Source organism: Falsiroseomonas sp. (genome assembly GCF_051860665.1).
Taxonomy (GTDB): Bacteria; Pseudomonadota; Alphaproteobacteria; order Acetobacterales; family Acetobacteraceae; genus Falsiroseomonas.
Genome location: NZ_JBHYDM010000029.1, coordinates 1 through 13,441, shown reverse-complemented (window position 1 = coordinate 13,441; position 13,441 = coordinate 1). Strand labels below are relative to the sequence as shown.

The following is a 13,441-nucleotide window of genomic DNA, read 5'->3' as shown; positions in this document are numbered from 1 at the left end:
GGGTTTCCGGGGGGCCCCCTCCCTTGTGGGGGGGTTGCGTTTCGGCCGCGCCGGGCCGGGGCCCCCCCGGGCGCGCCGCGACGCATTTGGCGCTCAGCGCGGATACAGCCGCTCCTGGCCACGCGCGCCGCTGGCGCCCTGGGTCCAGCTGCCGGTGAGCGTGCCGTCCCGCTGCACCTCGTAAAGCGCGACGCCCGTCTCCCCCTGGCGGGAGACATAGCCCACGGCCAGCCGCGTGCCCTGGCGCAGCGCCAGGCCCTGGGTCACGCCGCTGCCGGTGCGCCAGGTCACCTGCCAGACCTCCGGCCCTACCGGCTTGAACTGCACCTCCCCCTGATAGGCCGCGCCGTCCCGGCCGCGGCCTTCCAGCAGATAGGTGCCGGCCTGCTGCGCCAGGGCCGGCGCCGCGGACAGTGCCAGCAGCGCGGCGAGGATCAACCGGGTCATCGCGGCGACAGCGTCTCGCGCCCGAGCCCGCCCTCCTGGCCCGAGGTCCAGATGCCCACCAGGCTGCCATCCGGCCGCACCTCATACAGCGCGCTGCCCAGCAGCCCGCCGTGGCGATAGGCGACCGAGAGCATCCCCCGGCTGTCCACCGCCACGCCCTCGATGGTCTCGCCGCCCACCCGCCAGCTGATCCGCCAGGTCTGCGGGCCGGTGGGGGTAAGCTGGGCGGCCCCGGTATAGCGGCTGCCATCGGCGCCCACCCCCTCCACCACATAGGCGCCGGCGCGCTGCGCCTCGGCGCCGGTCGTGAATATGAGGGGCGCCAGGAATGTGGCGGTGGCGAGCAGGCGGCGCATGGCGGATCCTCCTTCATATCGAAGCCGCATCATGGCATCGGATTGCGACCGAATCCTGATCGCTTGCCGCCCTTGCGCGCCGGGGCCATCTTCCCGGTCCAAGCCGTCGCAAACGGAGCCCGAAGCGCCATGATCGCCCTGCCGCCGCCCAAGCCGGAGATCCTGGCCCGCCGCGATGAGATCGTGGCCGCGCTGCTCGGCCTGCTGCCCGCCGATGCCGTGATCCATGAGGCGCTGCGCATGCGGCCCTATGAGACCGATGGCCTGACCGCCTATCGCCAGATGCCGCTCGCCGTGGTGCTGCCCTCCACGACGGAGCAGGTGGCGGCGGTGATGCGCTACTGCCATGAGAACGGCATCCGCGTGGTGCCCCGCGGCGCCGGCACCAGCCTCTCGGGCGGCGCCCTGCCGCTGGAGGATGCGGTGGTGATCGGCCTGATGCGGATGAACCGCATCCTGGAGATCGACTTCGACGACCGGCTCGCGGTGGTGGAGGCCGGGGTGACGAACCTCGGCATCACCAAGGCGGTGGAGCATGAGGGTTTTTTCTATGCGCCCGACCCGTCCTCGCAGCTGGCCTGCATGATCGGCGGCAACGTCAACATGAACTCGGGCGGCGCGCATTGCCTGAAATACGGCGTCACCGCGAACAACCTGCTTGGCCTGAAGCTGGTGACGCCCACGGGCGAGATCGTCGAGGTCGGCGGTGACCACCTGGATGCGGCGGGCTATGACTGGCTCGGCCTGATGACGGGCAGCGAGGGCATGCTCGGCATCGTCACGGAGGTCACCGTCCGCATCCTGCGCGGCCCGGAAGGCGCCCGCGCCATGCTCGCCGCTTTCAAGGGCACCGAGATCGCCGGCGCGGCCGTGGACGCCATCATCGGCAGCGGCATCATTCCCGTGGCCCTCGAATTCATGGACCGCCCCTGCATCCATGCCTGCGAGGCCTTTGCCCATGCCGGCTATCCCCTCGACGCCGAGGCGATGCTGATCATCGAGGTGGAGGGCAGCGTCGCCGAACAGGACGAGCTGCTCGACCAGATCAAGGAAATCTGTGCCCGCTTCGACCCGATCAGCCTGAAGGTCGCCACAAGCGCCGAGGAATCCATGGCGATCTGGAAGGGCCGCAAGGGGGCCTTCGGCGCGGTCGGCCGCATCTCGCCCGACTATCTCTGCATGGACGGCACCATCCCGACCGGGGAGCTGCCGCATGTGCTGACGCGCATCGGCGAGATGAGCACGCAATACGGGCTGCAGGTGGCGAACGTCTTCCACGCCGGCGACGGCAACCTGCACCCGCTGATCATGTACGACGCCAACGACCCCGCCAGTTTTCGCCGCGCCGAGGATTTTGGCGCCGATATCCTGAAGCTGTGCGTGGAAGTCGGAGGTTGCCTCACCGGCGAACACGGCGTGGGCGTGGAGAAGCGGGACCTGATGCATGTCCAGTTCCAGCCGCACGAGTTGACGCAGCAGCGCGCCATCAAGACCGCCTTTGACCCGGGCTGGCTGCTGAACCCGCACAAGGTCTTCCCGCTGACCGAACCCGCATGAGCGCGTTGCTTGCCCCAGCCGATGAGGCCGGCGTCGTCGCCGCCGTGCAGGATGCCATCGCCGCGCGGGCGCCGCTGTCGATCGAGGGGCATGGCAGCAAGCGCGGGTTGCTGCGCCCGGTGCAGGCGGCGCGCAGCCTCACCACGCGCGGCCTGACGGGCATCACCCTCTACAAGCCGACCGAGCTGGTGCTTTCCGCCCGCGCCGGCACGCCGCTGCCGGAGATCGAGGCGGCACTCGCCGAGCACGGCCAGATGCTGGCGCCGGAGCCGCCCGATACGCGCGGCATCTTCGGCGTGGCGGAGCCCGCCACCATCGGCGGCATCGTCGCCACCAATCTCTCCGGCCCGCGCCGCATCACGGTGGGGGCGATCCGCGACCATCTGCTCGGCATCCGCTTCGTCAACGGGGCGGGGGAGGTGGTGCGCAGCGGCGGGCGGGTGCTGAAGAACGTCACCGGCCTCGATTTGTGCAAGCTGCTGGCGGGCAGCCACGGCACGCTCGGCGTGCTGACCGAGGTGACGCTGAAGGTGCTGCCGGCCGCGAAGGCGAGCGCGACGTTGGCGGTCGCCGTGCCGGACCTGGCGGCAGGCGTCCGCGCCCTCTCGGCCGGCCTCACCAGCCCCTATGGCGTCACCGGCGCCGCGCTGCGGCTGGAAGCGAAGGGCGCCACGGCCCTGCTGCGGCTGGAGGATTTTCCCTCCTCCGTGGACTACCGTGCCGGACGGCTGCGCGAGGATCTCGCGCCACTCGGCGAGGTCACGCTGCTGCCGGACTCCTCCGAGCTATGGCGCGGAATCCGCGATGCCGAACCGCTGGGCGCGGCGCCCGATGACGCGATCTGGCGCCTCTCCCTCCGCCCCAGCGCCGCGCCCGCATTGGCCGCAAGGCTTCAGGCGGCCTTCGGCCCGAAACTGCTGCTGGATTGGGGTGGCGGGCTGGTCTGGGTGGCGGGGCCGGCGACGGAGGCCGCGCATGTCGCCGTGATGCAGGCCGCCACGGCGGCGCGCGGCAGCTTCACCCTGTTCCGCGCCCCCGCGCCGCTGCGCGCCGCCGTGCCGGTGCTGACCGAGGAGGCGCCTGCCCTGGCCGCGATCGGCGCCCGCGTGAAGGCGGCGCTCGACCCGCTCGGCCTCTTCAACCCCGGCCGCATGAGGTCCAGCCCGTGAGTGTCCCCCGCATCGCCATCCTCGGCCTGCACCTGGAGGTGAACGCCTTCTCGCCCCCCACCACGCGGCGTGATTTCCAGCAGCAGTCCTGGGCCGAGGGCGAGGCGATCACCACCCAGGCGCGCGCCCCCACCAGCGCCCTGCCGGCCGAGATCCCCGGCTTCTACGCCCGGATGGATGCGACCGGGGACTGGGAGCCGGTGCCCCTCATTCTCATCACCGCGCCCCCTGGCGGCACCATGGCGCCGGGGATCTTCCCGGAGTTCCTGGAGATCATCCAGGCGGGCCTGGCGGCCGCAGGCCGCATCGATGGCGTCTATGTCGCCAGCCACGGCGCCAGCCGCGCGGCGGAGGAAGACGACACCGATGGCGCCGTGCTGCAGCTGTTGCGCGACCTGCTGGGGCCGGATGTGCCGATCGTCGGCACGCTCGACCTGCATTGCAATGTTTCGGACCGCCAGGTGGCGCTGGCGGACCTGCTGATCGCCTATCGCACCAATCCCCATGTCGATATGCGCGAGCGCGCGGCGGAGGCCGCCGATGCGCTGCGCCGGATCCTGGAGACCGGGGAGCGGCCGGAGACCCATTTCATCCGCTTGCCGCTGACGCCGCCCACCGTCACGCTGCTGACGGCGGAGGACTCGCCCTATGCCGAGGCGATCCGCGCCGGGGTGCTGGCGCGGGAGGAGGATCCGAACCTGCTCGGCGTCTCCGTCACCGGCGGCTTCGTCTATACCGATATCGCCAAGTGCGGCCTCTGCGTCTGGGCCTCCGCGCGGCCGGGCCATGTCGGCGCGGCGGTGGATGTGGCGGAGCGCCTGTCGAACGGGATCTGGCAGCAGCGCGAAGCCCTGGCCCGCATTCTGACGCCGATCGAGGATGCGGTGGCGGCGGCGGTGGCGGCCGGCACGGATCCCGCCACGCCGCGTTTGATCCTGGCCGATGTGGCGGACAATCCGGGCGGCGGCGGGGGCGGCAATACCACGGCGCTGCTGGCGGCCCTGCATGCGGCGGGCGCCCAGGGCGTGGTCTTCGGCATCCTGGTGGACCCGGAGCTCGCCGCCGCGGCGCATGCGGCCGGGCAGGGGGCGCGGATCGAGGCGGTGGCCAATGCCACCCCAGGCCCCTTCGCCGAGACCTTTGCCGCCCCCGCCCAGGTCCGCGCCCTGTCGGATGGCACGGGCATCGGCCGCCGCGGCACGCTCGCCGGCCGCGCCTTCTCCATCGGCCCCGCGGCGCTGCTGGAGCTGGAGGGCAGCGGCCTGCTGCTGGCGGTGGGCTCGCTGCGCCGCCAGCTGCTGGACCCGGCGATGCTGGAGATCCTGGGCGTGGAGGTGGCGGCGGCGCGCACCATCGTGGTGAAGTCGCGCGGCCATTTCCGCGCCGGCTTCGACATCTACGCGACCCCCGACCGCATCCTGGAGGTGGATGCGCCGGGCCTGGTCAGCCCGGTGCTGTCCCGCTTCGATTTCCGCGGCCTGCCACGCCCCGTCTATCCGCTGGATGCGGAGGCGGCGTGGGGCTGAGGCCGCCCGGAGGCGGCCGGGGGGCTGAGGCCGCCCGTCACGCCTGGCGGCGGTCGCCGCGGCGGCGGTCGTAGCGGATCTCGTCCTTCGCCACCGGCGGGGTGACGCGCAGCAGCGCCTGCTGCCGGGCGGCCTCGGTGGCGCCGAGCCAGGCGGTGTGGGCCTCGGGCTCGGACTGGGTGACGGGGCGGTGGTCGGTCGCGGTGTCACGCATCTTGCGATTCTCCTGAGCGTCTGGAGGGAATTCATTGCGTTTTGCAGTGCAAAACGCCGCGAATGCCCCTTGCCTCCCTCAGGGAGCAAGCGTCGTGCCGCAGTCGGGGTTCCCCCGCAGCGTGTCGCGACTTTCGCCCACGCGTCCGGCACCCTATCTTCCCGAGCAGCGGGGGACCCAGGATGCAGACCAGCTTCACCGAGGCGCAGCTCCGGGATCCGGATACGGCCGAGAGCAACCGCATCCTCCGCACCTGCGTCCATTGCGGCTTCTGCACCGCCACCTGCCCCACCTTCCTGCTGCTGGGCGATGAGCTGGATAGCCCGCGCGGCCGCATCTACCTGATCAAGGACATGTTGGAGAACGACCGGCCGGCGACGGAGGAGGTGGTGCGGCATGTCGACCGCTGCCTCTCCTGCCTGTCCTGCATGACGACCTGCCCCTCCGGCGTGAACTACATGCACCTGGTCGACCACGCCCGCCGGCATATCGAGGAGACCTACCAGCGCCCGCCCGTTGAGCGTGCCCTGCGCCGGCTGCTTTCGGCGCTGCTGCCCTATCCCGCCCGGTTTCGCGCGGCGCTGCGGGGTGCCTCGCTCGGCCGTGGCCTCGCCCGCTTCGTGCCCGGCGCCTCGATGCCGGCGCAGCGGCTGCGGGCCATGCTGAAGCTGGCGCCCGCCAAGGTGCCGGCGCCCGGGCTGCTGGACCGCCCGGGCGTGCATCGCGCGCAGGGGCCGCGCCGCGGCCGTGTCGCGCTGCTGACCGGCTGCGCCCAGCGCGTGCTGGCGCCCTCCATCAACGACGCCACCATCCGCCTGCTGACCCGCATGGGCCTCGATGTGGTGGTGCGGCAGGACCAGGGGTGCTGCGGCGCGCTGGATCACCACATGGGCCACCACGACCCGGCGATGCGCCTGGCGCGCGCCAATATCGCGGCCTGGACGGCGGAGCTGGAGGGGGAGGGGCTGGATGCGGTGGTGGTCAACGCCTCCGGCTGCGGCACCACGGTGAAGGATTACGGCTTCATGTTCCGCATGGAGCCCGAGGCCGCGGCCGCCACCCGCATCTCCACGCTCACGCTGGACATCTCCGAGCTTCTGCAAAAATTCGACTATGCGCCGACGCGGGACAAGCCGGGGCTGACGGTCGCCTACCACGCCGCCTGTTCCCTGCAGCACGGCCAGAAGATCACCGCCGCGCCGAAGGAGCTTTTGAAGCGCGCCGGCTTCACGGTGAAGGAACCGGCGGAGGGGCATATCTGCTGCGGCAGCGCCGGCACCTACAACCTGATGCAGCCCGAGATCGCCGGGCAGTTGCGGGAGCGCAAGCTGGCCAATCTGGACCGCACCCGCGCCGATGTGATCGCCGCCGGCAATATCGGCTGCCTCACCCAGCTCGCGGGCGGCGCCATGCCCACCATCCATACGGTGGAGCTGCTCGACTGGATGGCCGGCGGGCCGGAGCCTGCTGCGCTGGCGCCCGTCCTGGCGGCGCGCCAAAAATCCAGCCACTTGCGATAATTTCCGGACCCTCTACAGCCGGGTGCAGGTCCTTCGGGACGGTATGAGGGAGATAACGGACAGAATGCATCGCAGGACCCTGCTCGCCGCCAGCCTGGCCAGCCCCGTCGTGATCCGGGGCGCCACGGCGCAGCCCGCCTGGCCGGCGCGGCCCATCGCGCTGGTGGTCCCCTTCACCGCCGGCGGCTCCACCGATATCGCGGCCCGCATCCTGGCCGATGGCATGGCCAGCCGGCTCGGCAATGGCGCTCGCATCGTTGTGGAGAACCGCGCCGGGGCAGGCGGGTCGCTGGGCGCGGACTACGTCCGGCAGCGGGCGCCGGATGGCTACAACCTGCTGATCGGCACCGCCTCCTCCCACGCCACCAACCCGGCGGCGCTGCCGGCCACCACGCCCTATGACCCGGTGGAGGATTTCTCGCCGATCGCCGTCGTGGGCGGCGGGCCGATGGTGATCGTGGCCTCCGGCCGGTCCCCCTTCCGTACCATCCAGGACCTGCTGGCGGAGCTGCGGGCCAGCCCGGGGGCACTGTCCTTCGCCACCTCCGGCGCCGGCGGCATCGGGCACCTGACCGGGGAATTCCTGCTTTCCCGCGCCGGACGGCTGCGGGCGGAACACATTCCCTATCGCGGCGGCGCGCAGGTGATGACGGCCATGGCCTCGGGCGATGTGCAGTTCTCGGTGGAGGTCCTCGCCTCCGCCGCGCCGCATCTGCGCGACGGCACCTCCCGCGGCCTGGCGGTCACCATCCCCCGGCGGCATCCGTTGATGCCCGAAATCCCCTCCCTGGCCGAGGCGGGGCTGGAGGGTTTTGATATCACCACCTGGAACGTGCTGCTGGGGCCGAAGGGCCTGCCGCCCGAGATCCTCGCCCGGCTGAACGAGGCTGCGGTTGCGGTGCTGGCCGATCCCGCGGTGCGCCAGCGCATGGCCGGCGCCGGCGTGGATGCGGCGGATGCCACCACCCCGGAACAGACCCGCGCCTTCCTCGCCGCCGAGTTGCAGAAGTTTCGCGGCATCGTGCGGGAGGCCGGGATCAACCTCGCCGGCTGATTGGCCTTGCATGGGGGCGGCGGGATGCCGGAGGCTGGGCGCATGATCCGTTCCGCCGCGCTGCTGCTTCTCCTCGCCCTGCCGGTCCAGGCGCAGACGCCCCCGCCGCGGCCCGGCGCCGCGGAGGCGCGGCAAGCGGAGCTGGACCGGCTGTTCGAGGCTTTGCGGACCGCCCCCGACCAGGGCGGCGGCCAGATCGTGGAGGCGCGCATCCGCGCGCTCTGGAGCCAGGCCGTCTCCCCCGCCGCCGGCCTGCTGCTGCGCCGCGGTCAGCGCAACCTGCAGGCGCAGGAGACGGCGGAGGCGCTGGAGGATTTCGACGCCGCCCTGGTGCTGGAGCCGGCGGCGGCCGATGCCTGGCTGCTGCGCGCCAGCGCCCATGGACGGCTCGGCGACCGCGTGGCCGCGGCGCGGGACCTGCAACAGGCCCTGCTGCTGGAGCCGCGCCATTTCGGCGCGCTGGTGCAGCTCTCCCAGTTGCAGGAGGAGGCGGGCGACCTGCGCGGCGCCCTGCGCAGCCTGGACGCGGCGCTGGCGCTGCACCCGAGGCTGCCGGGCGGCGAGATGCGGCGGCGGGACCTGGCGCGCCGGGCGGAGGGTGATGCGCTGTAGCGCAACCGCCGGATGGCCGCCGCCCAAGCTGAGGGGCCAGATGCGGGCACGAAAAGGACGGTGAGAGCCATGCCCGAGGCGCCGATGACCCTGGACCCCGATGCCCTGCGCTGGCAGGCCGTGCTGGACCGCGATGCGACGCCCGCTTCCGGCCCCTTTCTTTACGCCGTCACGACGCAAGGCATCTTCTGCCGCCCCGGCTGCCCGGCCCGCCCGCCGCTGCGCCGCAATACCCGCTTCTTCGCCGATGCCGGCAGCGCCGAGGCCGCCGGCTTCCGGGCCTGCCGGCGCTGCGACCCGAAGGGGGAGCGCGCGGCCATGCAGGCCGAGGCGGTGGCCGCCGCCTGCGCGCTGATCGAGGCGGCGGAGACCATCCCGAGCCTGGAGACGCTCGCCGCCCGCGCCGGCTATGCCCGCCACCACTTCCTGCGCCTGTTCCGGGAGATCACCGGCGTCACGCCGCGCAGCTATGCCGAAGGCGTTCGCGCGCGCCGCCTGCAATCCGCGCTCGCCGCCGGGGACCGGGTGGCGGAGGCGGTGGCCGGCGCCGGCTTCGGCAGCGAGAGCCGCGTCTATGAGGATACCGCCCGGCACCTCGGCATGACCCCCGGCGCGGCGCGGCGCGGCGGGGCGGGGGAGGTGATCCGCATCGCCCATGCCGAAAGCGCCATGGGGCCGCTGCTGGTCGGCGCGACCGAGAAGGGGATCTGCTTCATCGGCTTCGCCGAGCCGCCCGCGGCGCTGGAGGGCGACCTGCGCGCCCGCTTCCCCAGGGCGCGGCTGGAGCCCGCCCCCGAGTCCCTGGCCGAGGCGGTGCGCCAGGTGGCCGCCTTCCTGGCCGAGCCCAGCGCGGCGCTGGCCCTGCCGCTCGACCTGCGCGGCACCGCCTTCCAGCGCAGGGTGTGGGAGGCGCTGGTGCGCATCCCGCTCGGCGAGACCCGCACCTATTCCGGCCTGGCGGCGGAGATGGGCATGCCCGCCGCGACGCGGGCCGTGGCGCGCGCCTGCGCCCGCAACCCGGTCTCGCTGATGGTGCCCTGCCACCGCGTGGTCGGCGCCAGCGGCGACCTCACCGGCTACCGCTGGGGCGTGCCGCGCAAGGCGGCGCTTCTGGCCGGGGAGAAGCGCGCGCGGGGGCGGTAGGGGCTATTGCGGCGTGGCGGGCGGCACCACGGCGGGCGGGGCGGCCGGTGCGGCCGGGGCGGCGGCCGGCGGGGTATCGCGCGGCACCAGGCGTTCCCGCGCATTGGCCGGCGCGCCCACGATGGTCCATTCGCCTTCCATGCTGCCATCCGGGTTCAGCGTATAGATGCCGATGCCCGGCCGCTGCGACAGGCCATAGGCCACGGCCACGGTGCGGCCGGAGGCGAAGCCCACGCCTTCCACGGACTGGTTGCCGATGCGCCAGATGATGGCGAAGGAGGCGAGGCCCACCGTGCGGATCTGCGCCACGCCGGTATAGGCGCTGCCATCCAGGTTGGTGCCGGTCACGTCATAAAGCCCGGCGCGCTGCGCCGCCGCCGGCGTGGCACCCAGGACCGGCAGGGCCGCCAGCAGCGGCAGGGCAAAGGCGAGGCTGCGGATTCTCATCTGGCTTGCTCCGAGAGTGGCGCGCACCAAACGCGGGCGCGGCGCCCAAGGCAAGGGGCCGCCGCGCCCGGCCGTCACTTCACTACGGCGACCCGCAGCGCATTTGTCGTCCCCGGGGTGCCGAAGGGCACGCCGGCGGTCACCACCACCTCGTCGCCCGATTTCGCGAAACCCTCCATGCTGGCGGCGCGGATCGCCTTGGCGACCATGTCCGTCATGGAATGCAGCTCCACCGTGGTCATGGGATGCACGCCCCAGACCACCGCCATGCGCCGCGCCGTCTGCAGGCTGGCGGTCAGGCCGAGGATCGGGCAGCTCGGCCGCTCGCGCGCCACGCGCAGCATGGTGGAGCCCGTCGAGGTGAAGGTGGCGATCGCCTCCGCCTCGATGGTCTGCGCCACCTGGCGGGCGGCGGCGGCGATGGCGCTGGCGGAGCTGCGCTCCGGCGCCGGCCTGGCGGCATCCGTCAGCTTGCGCCACTCCGGGTCCTGCTCCACGCGGGCGATGATGCGGTCCATGATGTTCACCGCCTCGAAGGGGAATTGCCCCGCCGCGGTCTCGGCCGAGAGCATCACGCAATCCGCGCCATCGAAGACCGCGGTCGCCACGTCCTGCGCCTCCGCCCTCGTGGGGGAGGGGGCGGTGATCATGCTCTCCAGCATCTGGGTGGCCACCACCACGGGCTTGCCGAGGATGCGGCAGGCGCGGACAATCTGCTTCTGGATCAGCGGCACTTCCTCCGGCGGGCATTCCACGCCGAGGTCCCCGCGCGCCACCATGACGCAATCGGCCTCCGCCAGGATCGCGTCGAGATTCTCGACCGCCTGCGGCTTCTCCATCTTCACCATGATCCAGGCGCGGCCGTCGGCGATCTGCTTCGCCTCGATCACATCCTCCGGCCGCTGCACGAAGGACAGGCCGATATACTCCACGCCCTGTTCCAGGACGAAGTCGAGGTCCGCGCGGTCCTTCTCCGTCAGCGCCGGGATCGGCAGCACCACGTCCGGCACGTTCACGCCCTTGCGGTCGGACAGCGGGCCACCGACCACCACCTGGGTCTCCAGGTGATCCTCCCGCTTATGGGTCACGCGCAGCCGCAGCTTGCCGTCATCCAGCAGCAGCGTGGTGCCGATGCCGGCGGCGGCGATGATCTCGGGATGCGGCAGCTGCACGCGGCGCACATCGCCGGGGTTGGGCGAGAGGTCGAGCCGAAAACTCTGGCCGGTCTGCAGCTGCACCCGTCCCGCCTGGAATTTGCCGACGCGCAGCTTGGGGCCCTGCACATCGGCCAGGATGCCGATGGGGCGGCCGACCTTCTCCTCCAGCGCGCGGATGGTGGCGATGCGCGCGGCATGGTCCTCGTGGCTGCCATGGCTGAAGTTGAGGCGGAAGACATCGGCGCCGGCGCGGAACAGCCGCTCGATCACCTCCGGGCTGGAGGAGGCCGGGCCGAGCGTCGCGATGATCTTGGTGCGGCGACGGCGGCGCAGCGGGGGGCGGCTCGGCATAGGGCGGATGGTTCCTTCGCGACGCGGCGATTCGGGTGGCTCCGTCACATCCGGGCGCACCGCGGCGGGCGGCACGCCAAGGGCGCGGGCGACTTCGGCCACGCGATCCTCCGGCACCCGGCGCCATTGCGAGACGGCGGCCGTGGAGATGCCGAGGGCGGTTGCGATGCGGGTGACGGCGCCGCGCTGGGTCAGCAGGGCTTCGAGGGTGGGGTCGCGCATGCAACTAAGTTAGCATCAATAAGCACGCGCTACCAGATGTCGAATTTTACTTAATATTGGTAAGTGTAACGAAGGGCATTGGGAGACCGTTCACCCACTGCGTCCTTCCTGCCACACCCCTCCCGGAAGTTTTTGGCCCCTGCCACCTTTTCCAGGGAACCCGCGTTGGGTGGCCAGGACGCTGCTGCCGGACCCTCCACCCCCGGCGCGGAATGGCTCGTCCAGCCAGGAGAATAGGTTATGAATTTTCGGAATGCCCTGCTCGCGACGACCATGTTGCTGCTGCCGCTCGGCGCCGCCCAGGCCCAGCAGGTGAACGGCATCTACATTGGCGCCGGCGCGGGCGTGAACTGGCTGCAGGACGCGAATATCAACGCGACGGGCACGCTGGCCGATTCGCTGCGCGCGCGCGGCAACACCACGGGTGGCGACGTGTCCTTCGACATGGGCTGGGTGGGCGTGGTCAGCCTGGGCTACGGCTTCGGCAACGGCCTGCGCGCCGAGATCGAGGGCAGCTACCGCGAGAACGAGGTGGACACCATCAGCGGCTTCCGTGGCGCCGGCCCGGTCCGCGCCTCCGGCACCGCCCGCAGCTACGGCGTGATGGCCAATGCGCTCTATGACTTCGACATCGGCGCCAATTTCGGCGGCGTCTCCTTCATGCCCTATGTCGGCGTCGGCGCCGGCTATATCTGGCGCGAGTTCGATGGCGTCCGCGCCAATGTGCTGGGCGGCAGCGTGAACAGCGACGGCACCGATGGCCGCTTCGCCTACCAGGCGATCGTCGGCGCCGCCATGCCGCTGACCCAGTGGGCCCCGGGCCTGGCGCTGACGGCGGAGTATCGCTTCCTCGGCACGCTGGAGCACGACATCGACACCAGCTCGGGCGGTGGCTCCTTCTCCGTGGCCCGCACTGGCACGAAGTCCGAGAACTACAACCACTCCATCCTGATCGGTCTGCGCTACGCCTTCGGCCAGACCAGCCCGGCCCCGGTGGTTGCCCCGGCGCCCGCGCCGATGCCCGCCGCCGCCCCGGCGCCGGCCCGCACCTACCTGGTGTTCTTCGACTTCGATCGCGCCGACCTGACCGACCGTGCCCGCCAGATCATCGGCGATGCGGCGCAGAGCGCGACCAGCCAGGGCGTGACGCGCATCGAAGTGGCCGGCCACGCCGACCGCTCGGGCTCGCCGCAGTACAACCAGCGCCTGTCCGAGCGCCGCGCCGGCGCCGTGGCCTCCGAGCTGGAGCGCCGTGGCATCCAGCGCAGCAACATCAGCGTCCAGGCCTTCGGCGAGAGCCGCCCGCTGGTGCCGACCGCCGACGGTGTGCGCGAGCCGCAGAACCGCCGCGTGGAAATCGTCCTGCGCTGAGCAGGTCGCCACGCGCGAGAACGGGCCGGGGGAGCGATCCCCCGGCCTTTTTGTTTGATTGCGAGATAAGACCGAAAATGGAATGGTGTGGCTCCAGAAGGAGTGCCGTCCATGTCCCTGGTCTCCGTGGCCACCCTTGATGGTGCGTCCCTCTACATCGCTGCGACCAGCATCTTTCGTGTCAGGCCAAGCCTCCCCACGGCGGGCTTCCGAATGCCCTAGGTGTGTAGTCCCGAGGAGTAGTGGTGCATCCTTCTCACCTCAGGAGGAGGATGCGTTGTGGCAGCAGGTCTTC

The 13,441-nt window shown here is 71.9% G+C and carries 13 protein-coding genes; 8 read left to right on the top strand and 5 right to left on the bottom strand.

What is annotated here, in order from left to right:
• Window positions 1-93: 93 nt before the first annotated feature.
• Complete coding sequence (locus ACTIF1_RS21425; RefSeq protein ID WP_439598499.1) at window positions 94-447, bottom strand: hypothetical protein; 354 nt, start codon at window positions 445-447, stop codon at window positions 94-96.
• Complete coding sequence (locus ACTIF1_RS21420; RefSeq protein WP_439598498.1) at window positions 444-803, bottom strand: hypothetical protein; 360 nt, start codon at window positions 801-803, stop codon at window positions 444-446. Before ACTIF1_RS21420 ends, ACTIF1_RS21425 begins: the two co-directional genes overlap by 4 nt.
• Window positions 804-932: 129 nt before the next feature.
• Here ACTIF1_RS21420 and ACTIF1_RS21415 point away from each other — a divergent pair, with 129 nt between their 5' ends.
• The 3 genes from ACTIF1_RS21415 to ACTIF1_RS21405 are packed head-to-tail and all read left to right on the top strand — an operon-like array spanning window position 933 to window position 5,055.
• Complete coding sequence (locus ACTIF1_RS21415; RefSeq protein WP_439598497.1) at window positions 933-2,360, top strand: FAD-linked oxidase C-terminal domain-containing protein; 1,428 nt, start codon at window positions 933-935, stop codon at window positions 2,358-2,360.
• On the top strand, window positions 2,357-3,529 hold the full coding sequence (gene glcE / locus ACTIF1_RS21410) for a glycolate oxidase subunit GlcE (RefSeq protein WP_439598496.1): 1,173 nt from the start codon (window positions 2,357-2,359) through the stop codon (window positions 3,527-3,529). Before ACTIF1_RS21415 ends, glcE begins: the two co-directional genes overlap by 4 nt.
• The gene (locus ACTIF1_RS21405; RefSeq protein WP_439598495.1) at window positions 3,526-5,055 is read left to right on the top strand and encodes a M81 family metallopeptidase; all 1,530 of its coding nucleotides are present in this window, start codon (window positions 3,526-3,528) and stop codon (window positions 5,053-5,055) included. Before glcE ends, ACTIF1_RS21405 begins: the two co-directional genes overlap by 4 nt.
• 37 nt (window positions 5,056-5,092) lie before the next feature.
• Here ACTIF1_RS21405 and ACTIF1_RS21400 read toward each other — a convergent pair whose 3' ends face one another.
• Window positions 5,093-5,269, bottom strand: coding sequence for a hypothetical protein (locus ACTIF1_RS21400; protein ID WP_439598494.1), 177 nt, complete (start codon window positions 5,267-5,269; stop codon window positions 5,093-5,095).
• A gap of 182 nt (window positions 5,270-5,451) precedes the next feature.
• Between ACTIF1_RS21400 and glcF the strand changes: the two genes are divergently transcribed.
• From glcF to ada, 4 genes are all read left to right on the top strand, one after another.
• Window positions 5,452-6,789, top strand: coding sequence for a glycolate oxidase subunit GlcF (gene glcF, locus ACTIF1_RS21395; RefSeq protein WP_439598493.1), 1,338 nt, complete (start codon window positions 5,452-5,454; stop codon window positions 6,787-6,789).
• A gap of 64 nt (window positions 6,790-6,853) precedes the next feature.
• Window positions 6,854-7,843: a Bug family tripartite tricarboxylate transporter substrate binding protein gene (locus tag ACTIF1_RS21390; protein ID WP_439598492.1), complete on the top strand. Its 990-nt coding sequence runs from the start codon at window positions 6,854-6,856 to the stop codon at window positions 7,841-7,843.
• Window positions 7,844-7,885: 42 nt separating this feature from the next.
• On the top strand, window positions 7,886-8,455 hold the full coding sequence (locus tag ACTIF1_RS21385) for a hypothetical protein (RefSeq protein ID WP_439598491.1): 570 nt from the start codon (window positions 7,886-7,888) through the stop codon (window positions 8,453-8,455).
• 69 nt (window positions 8,456-8,524) lie between these two features.
• The gene (gene ada, locus ACTIF1_RS21380; protein ID WP_439598490.1) at window positions 8,525-9,598 is read left to right on the top strand and encodes a bifunctional DNA-binding transcriptional regulator/O6-methylguanine-DNA methyltransferase Ada; all 1,074 of its coding nucleotides are present in this window, start codon (window positions 8,525-8,527) and stop codon (window positions 9,596-9,598) included.
• A gap of 3 nt (window positions 9,599-9,601) precedes the next feature.
• Here the strand turns inward: ada and ACTIF1_RS21375 are convergent, their stop codons facing one another.
• Window positions 9,602-10,045: a hypothetical protein gene (locus ACTIF1_RS21375; protein WP_439598489.1), complete on the bottom strand. Its 444-nt coding sequence runs from the start codon at window positions 10,043-10,045 to the stop codon at window positions 9,602-9,604.
• Between the two features lie 74 nt (window positions 10,046-10,119).
• Window positions 10,120-11,553, bottom strand: a complete 1,434-nt coding sequence (pyk, locus tag ACTIF1_RS21370) for a pyruvate kinase (protein WP_439598536.1) — start codon at window positions 11,551-11,553, stop codon at window positions 10,120-10,122.
• A gap of 462 nt (window positions 11,554-12,015) precedes the next feature.
• Between pyk and ACTIF1_RS21365 the strand changes: the two genes are divergently transcribed.
• Complete coding sequence (locus ACTIF1_RS21365; RefSeq protein WP_439598488.1) at window positions 12,016-13,146, top strand: OmpA family protein; 1,131 nt, start codon at window positions 12,016-12,018, stop codon at window positions 13,144-13,146.
• Window positions 13,147-13,441 lie beyond the last annotated feature (295 nt).

Excerpts from the sequence above, each read along its gene's own strand:
- ACTIF1_RS21425 (WP_439598499.1), bottom strand. The coding sequence starts at position 447 with ATGACCCGGTTGATCCTCGCCGCGCTGCTGGCACTGTCCGCGGCGCCG.
- ACTIF1_RS21420 (WP_439598498.1), bottom strand. The coding sequence starts at position 803 with ATGCGCCGCCTGCTCGCCACCGCCACATTCCTGGCGCCCCTCATATTC.
- ACTIF1_RS21415 (WP_439598497.1), top strand. The coding sequence starts at position 933 with ATGATCGCCCTGCCGCCGCCCAAGCCGGAGATCCTGGCCCGCCGCGAT.
- glcE (WP_439598496.1), top strand. The coding sequence starts at position 2,357 with ATGAGCGCGTTGCTTGCCCCAGCCGATGAGGCCGGCGTCGTCGCCGCC.
- ACTIF1_RS21400 (WP_439598494.1), bottom strand. The coding sequence starts at position 5,269 with ATGCGTGACACCGCGACCGACCACCGCCCCGTCACCCAGTCCGAGCCC.
- glcF (WP_439598493.1), top strand. The coding sequence starts at position 5,452 with ATGCAGACCAGCTTCACCGAGGCGCAGCTCCGGGATCCGGATACGGCC.
- ACTIF1_RS21390 (WP_439598492.1), top strand. The coding sequence starts at position 6,854 with ATGCATCGCAGGACCCTGCTCGCCGCCAGCCTGGCCAGCCCCGTCGTG.
- ACTIF1_RS21385 (WP_439598491.1), top strand. The coding sequence starts at position 7,886 with ATGATCCGTTCCGCCGCGCTGCTGCTTCTCCTCGCCCTGCCGGTCCAG.
- ada (WP_439598490.1), top strand. The coding sequence starts at position 8,525 with ATGCCCGAGGCGCCGATGACCCTGGACCCCGATGCCCTGCGCTGGCAG.
- ACTIF1_RS21375 (WP_439598489.1), bottom strand. The coding sequence starts at position 10,045 with ATGAGAATCCGCAGCCTCGCCTTTGCCCTGCCGCTGCTGGCGGCCCTG.
- pyk (WP_439598536.1), bottom strand. The coding sequence starts at position 11,553 with ATGCCGAGCCGCCCCCCGCTGCGCCGCCGTCGCCGCACCAAGATCATC.
- ACTIF1_RS21365 (WP_439598488.1), top strand. The coding sequence starts at position 12,016 with ATGAATTTTCGGAATGCCCTGCTCGCGACGACCATGTTGCTGCTGCCG.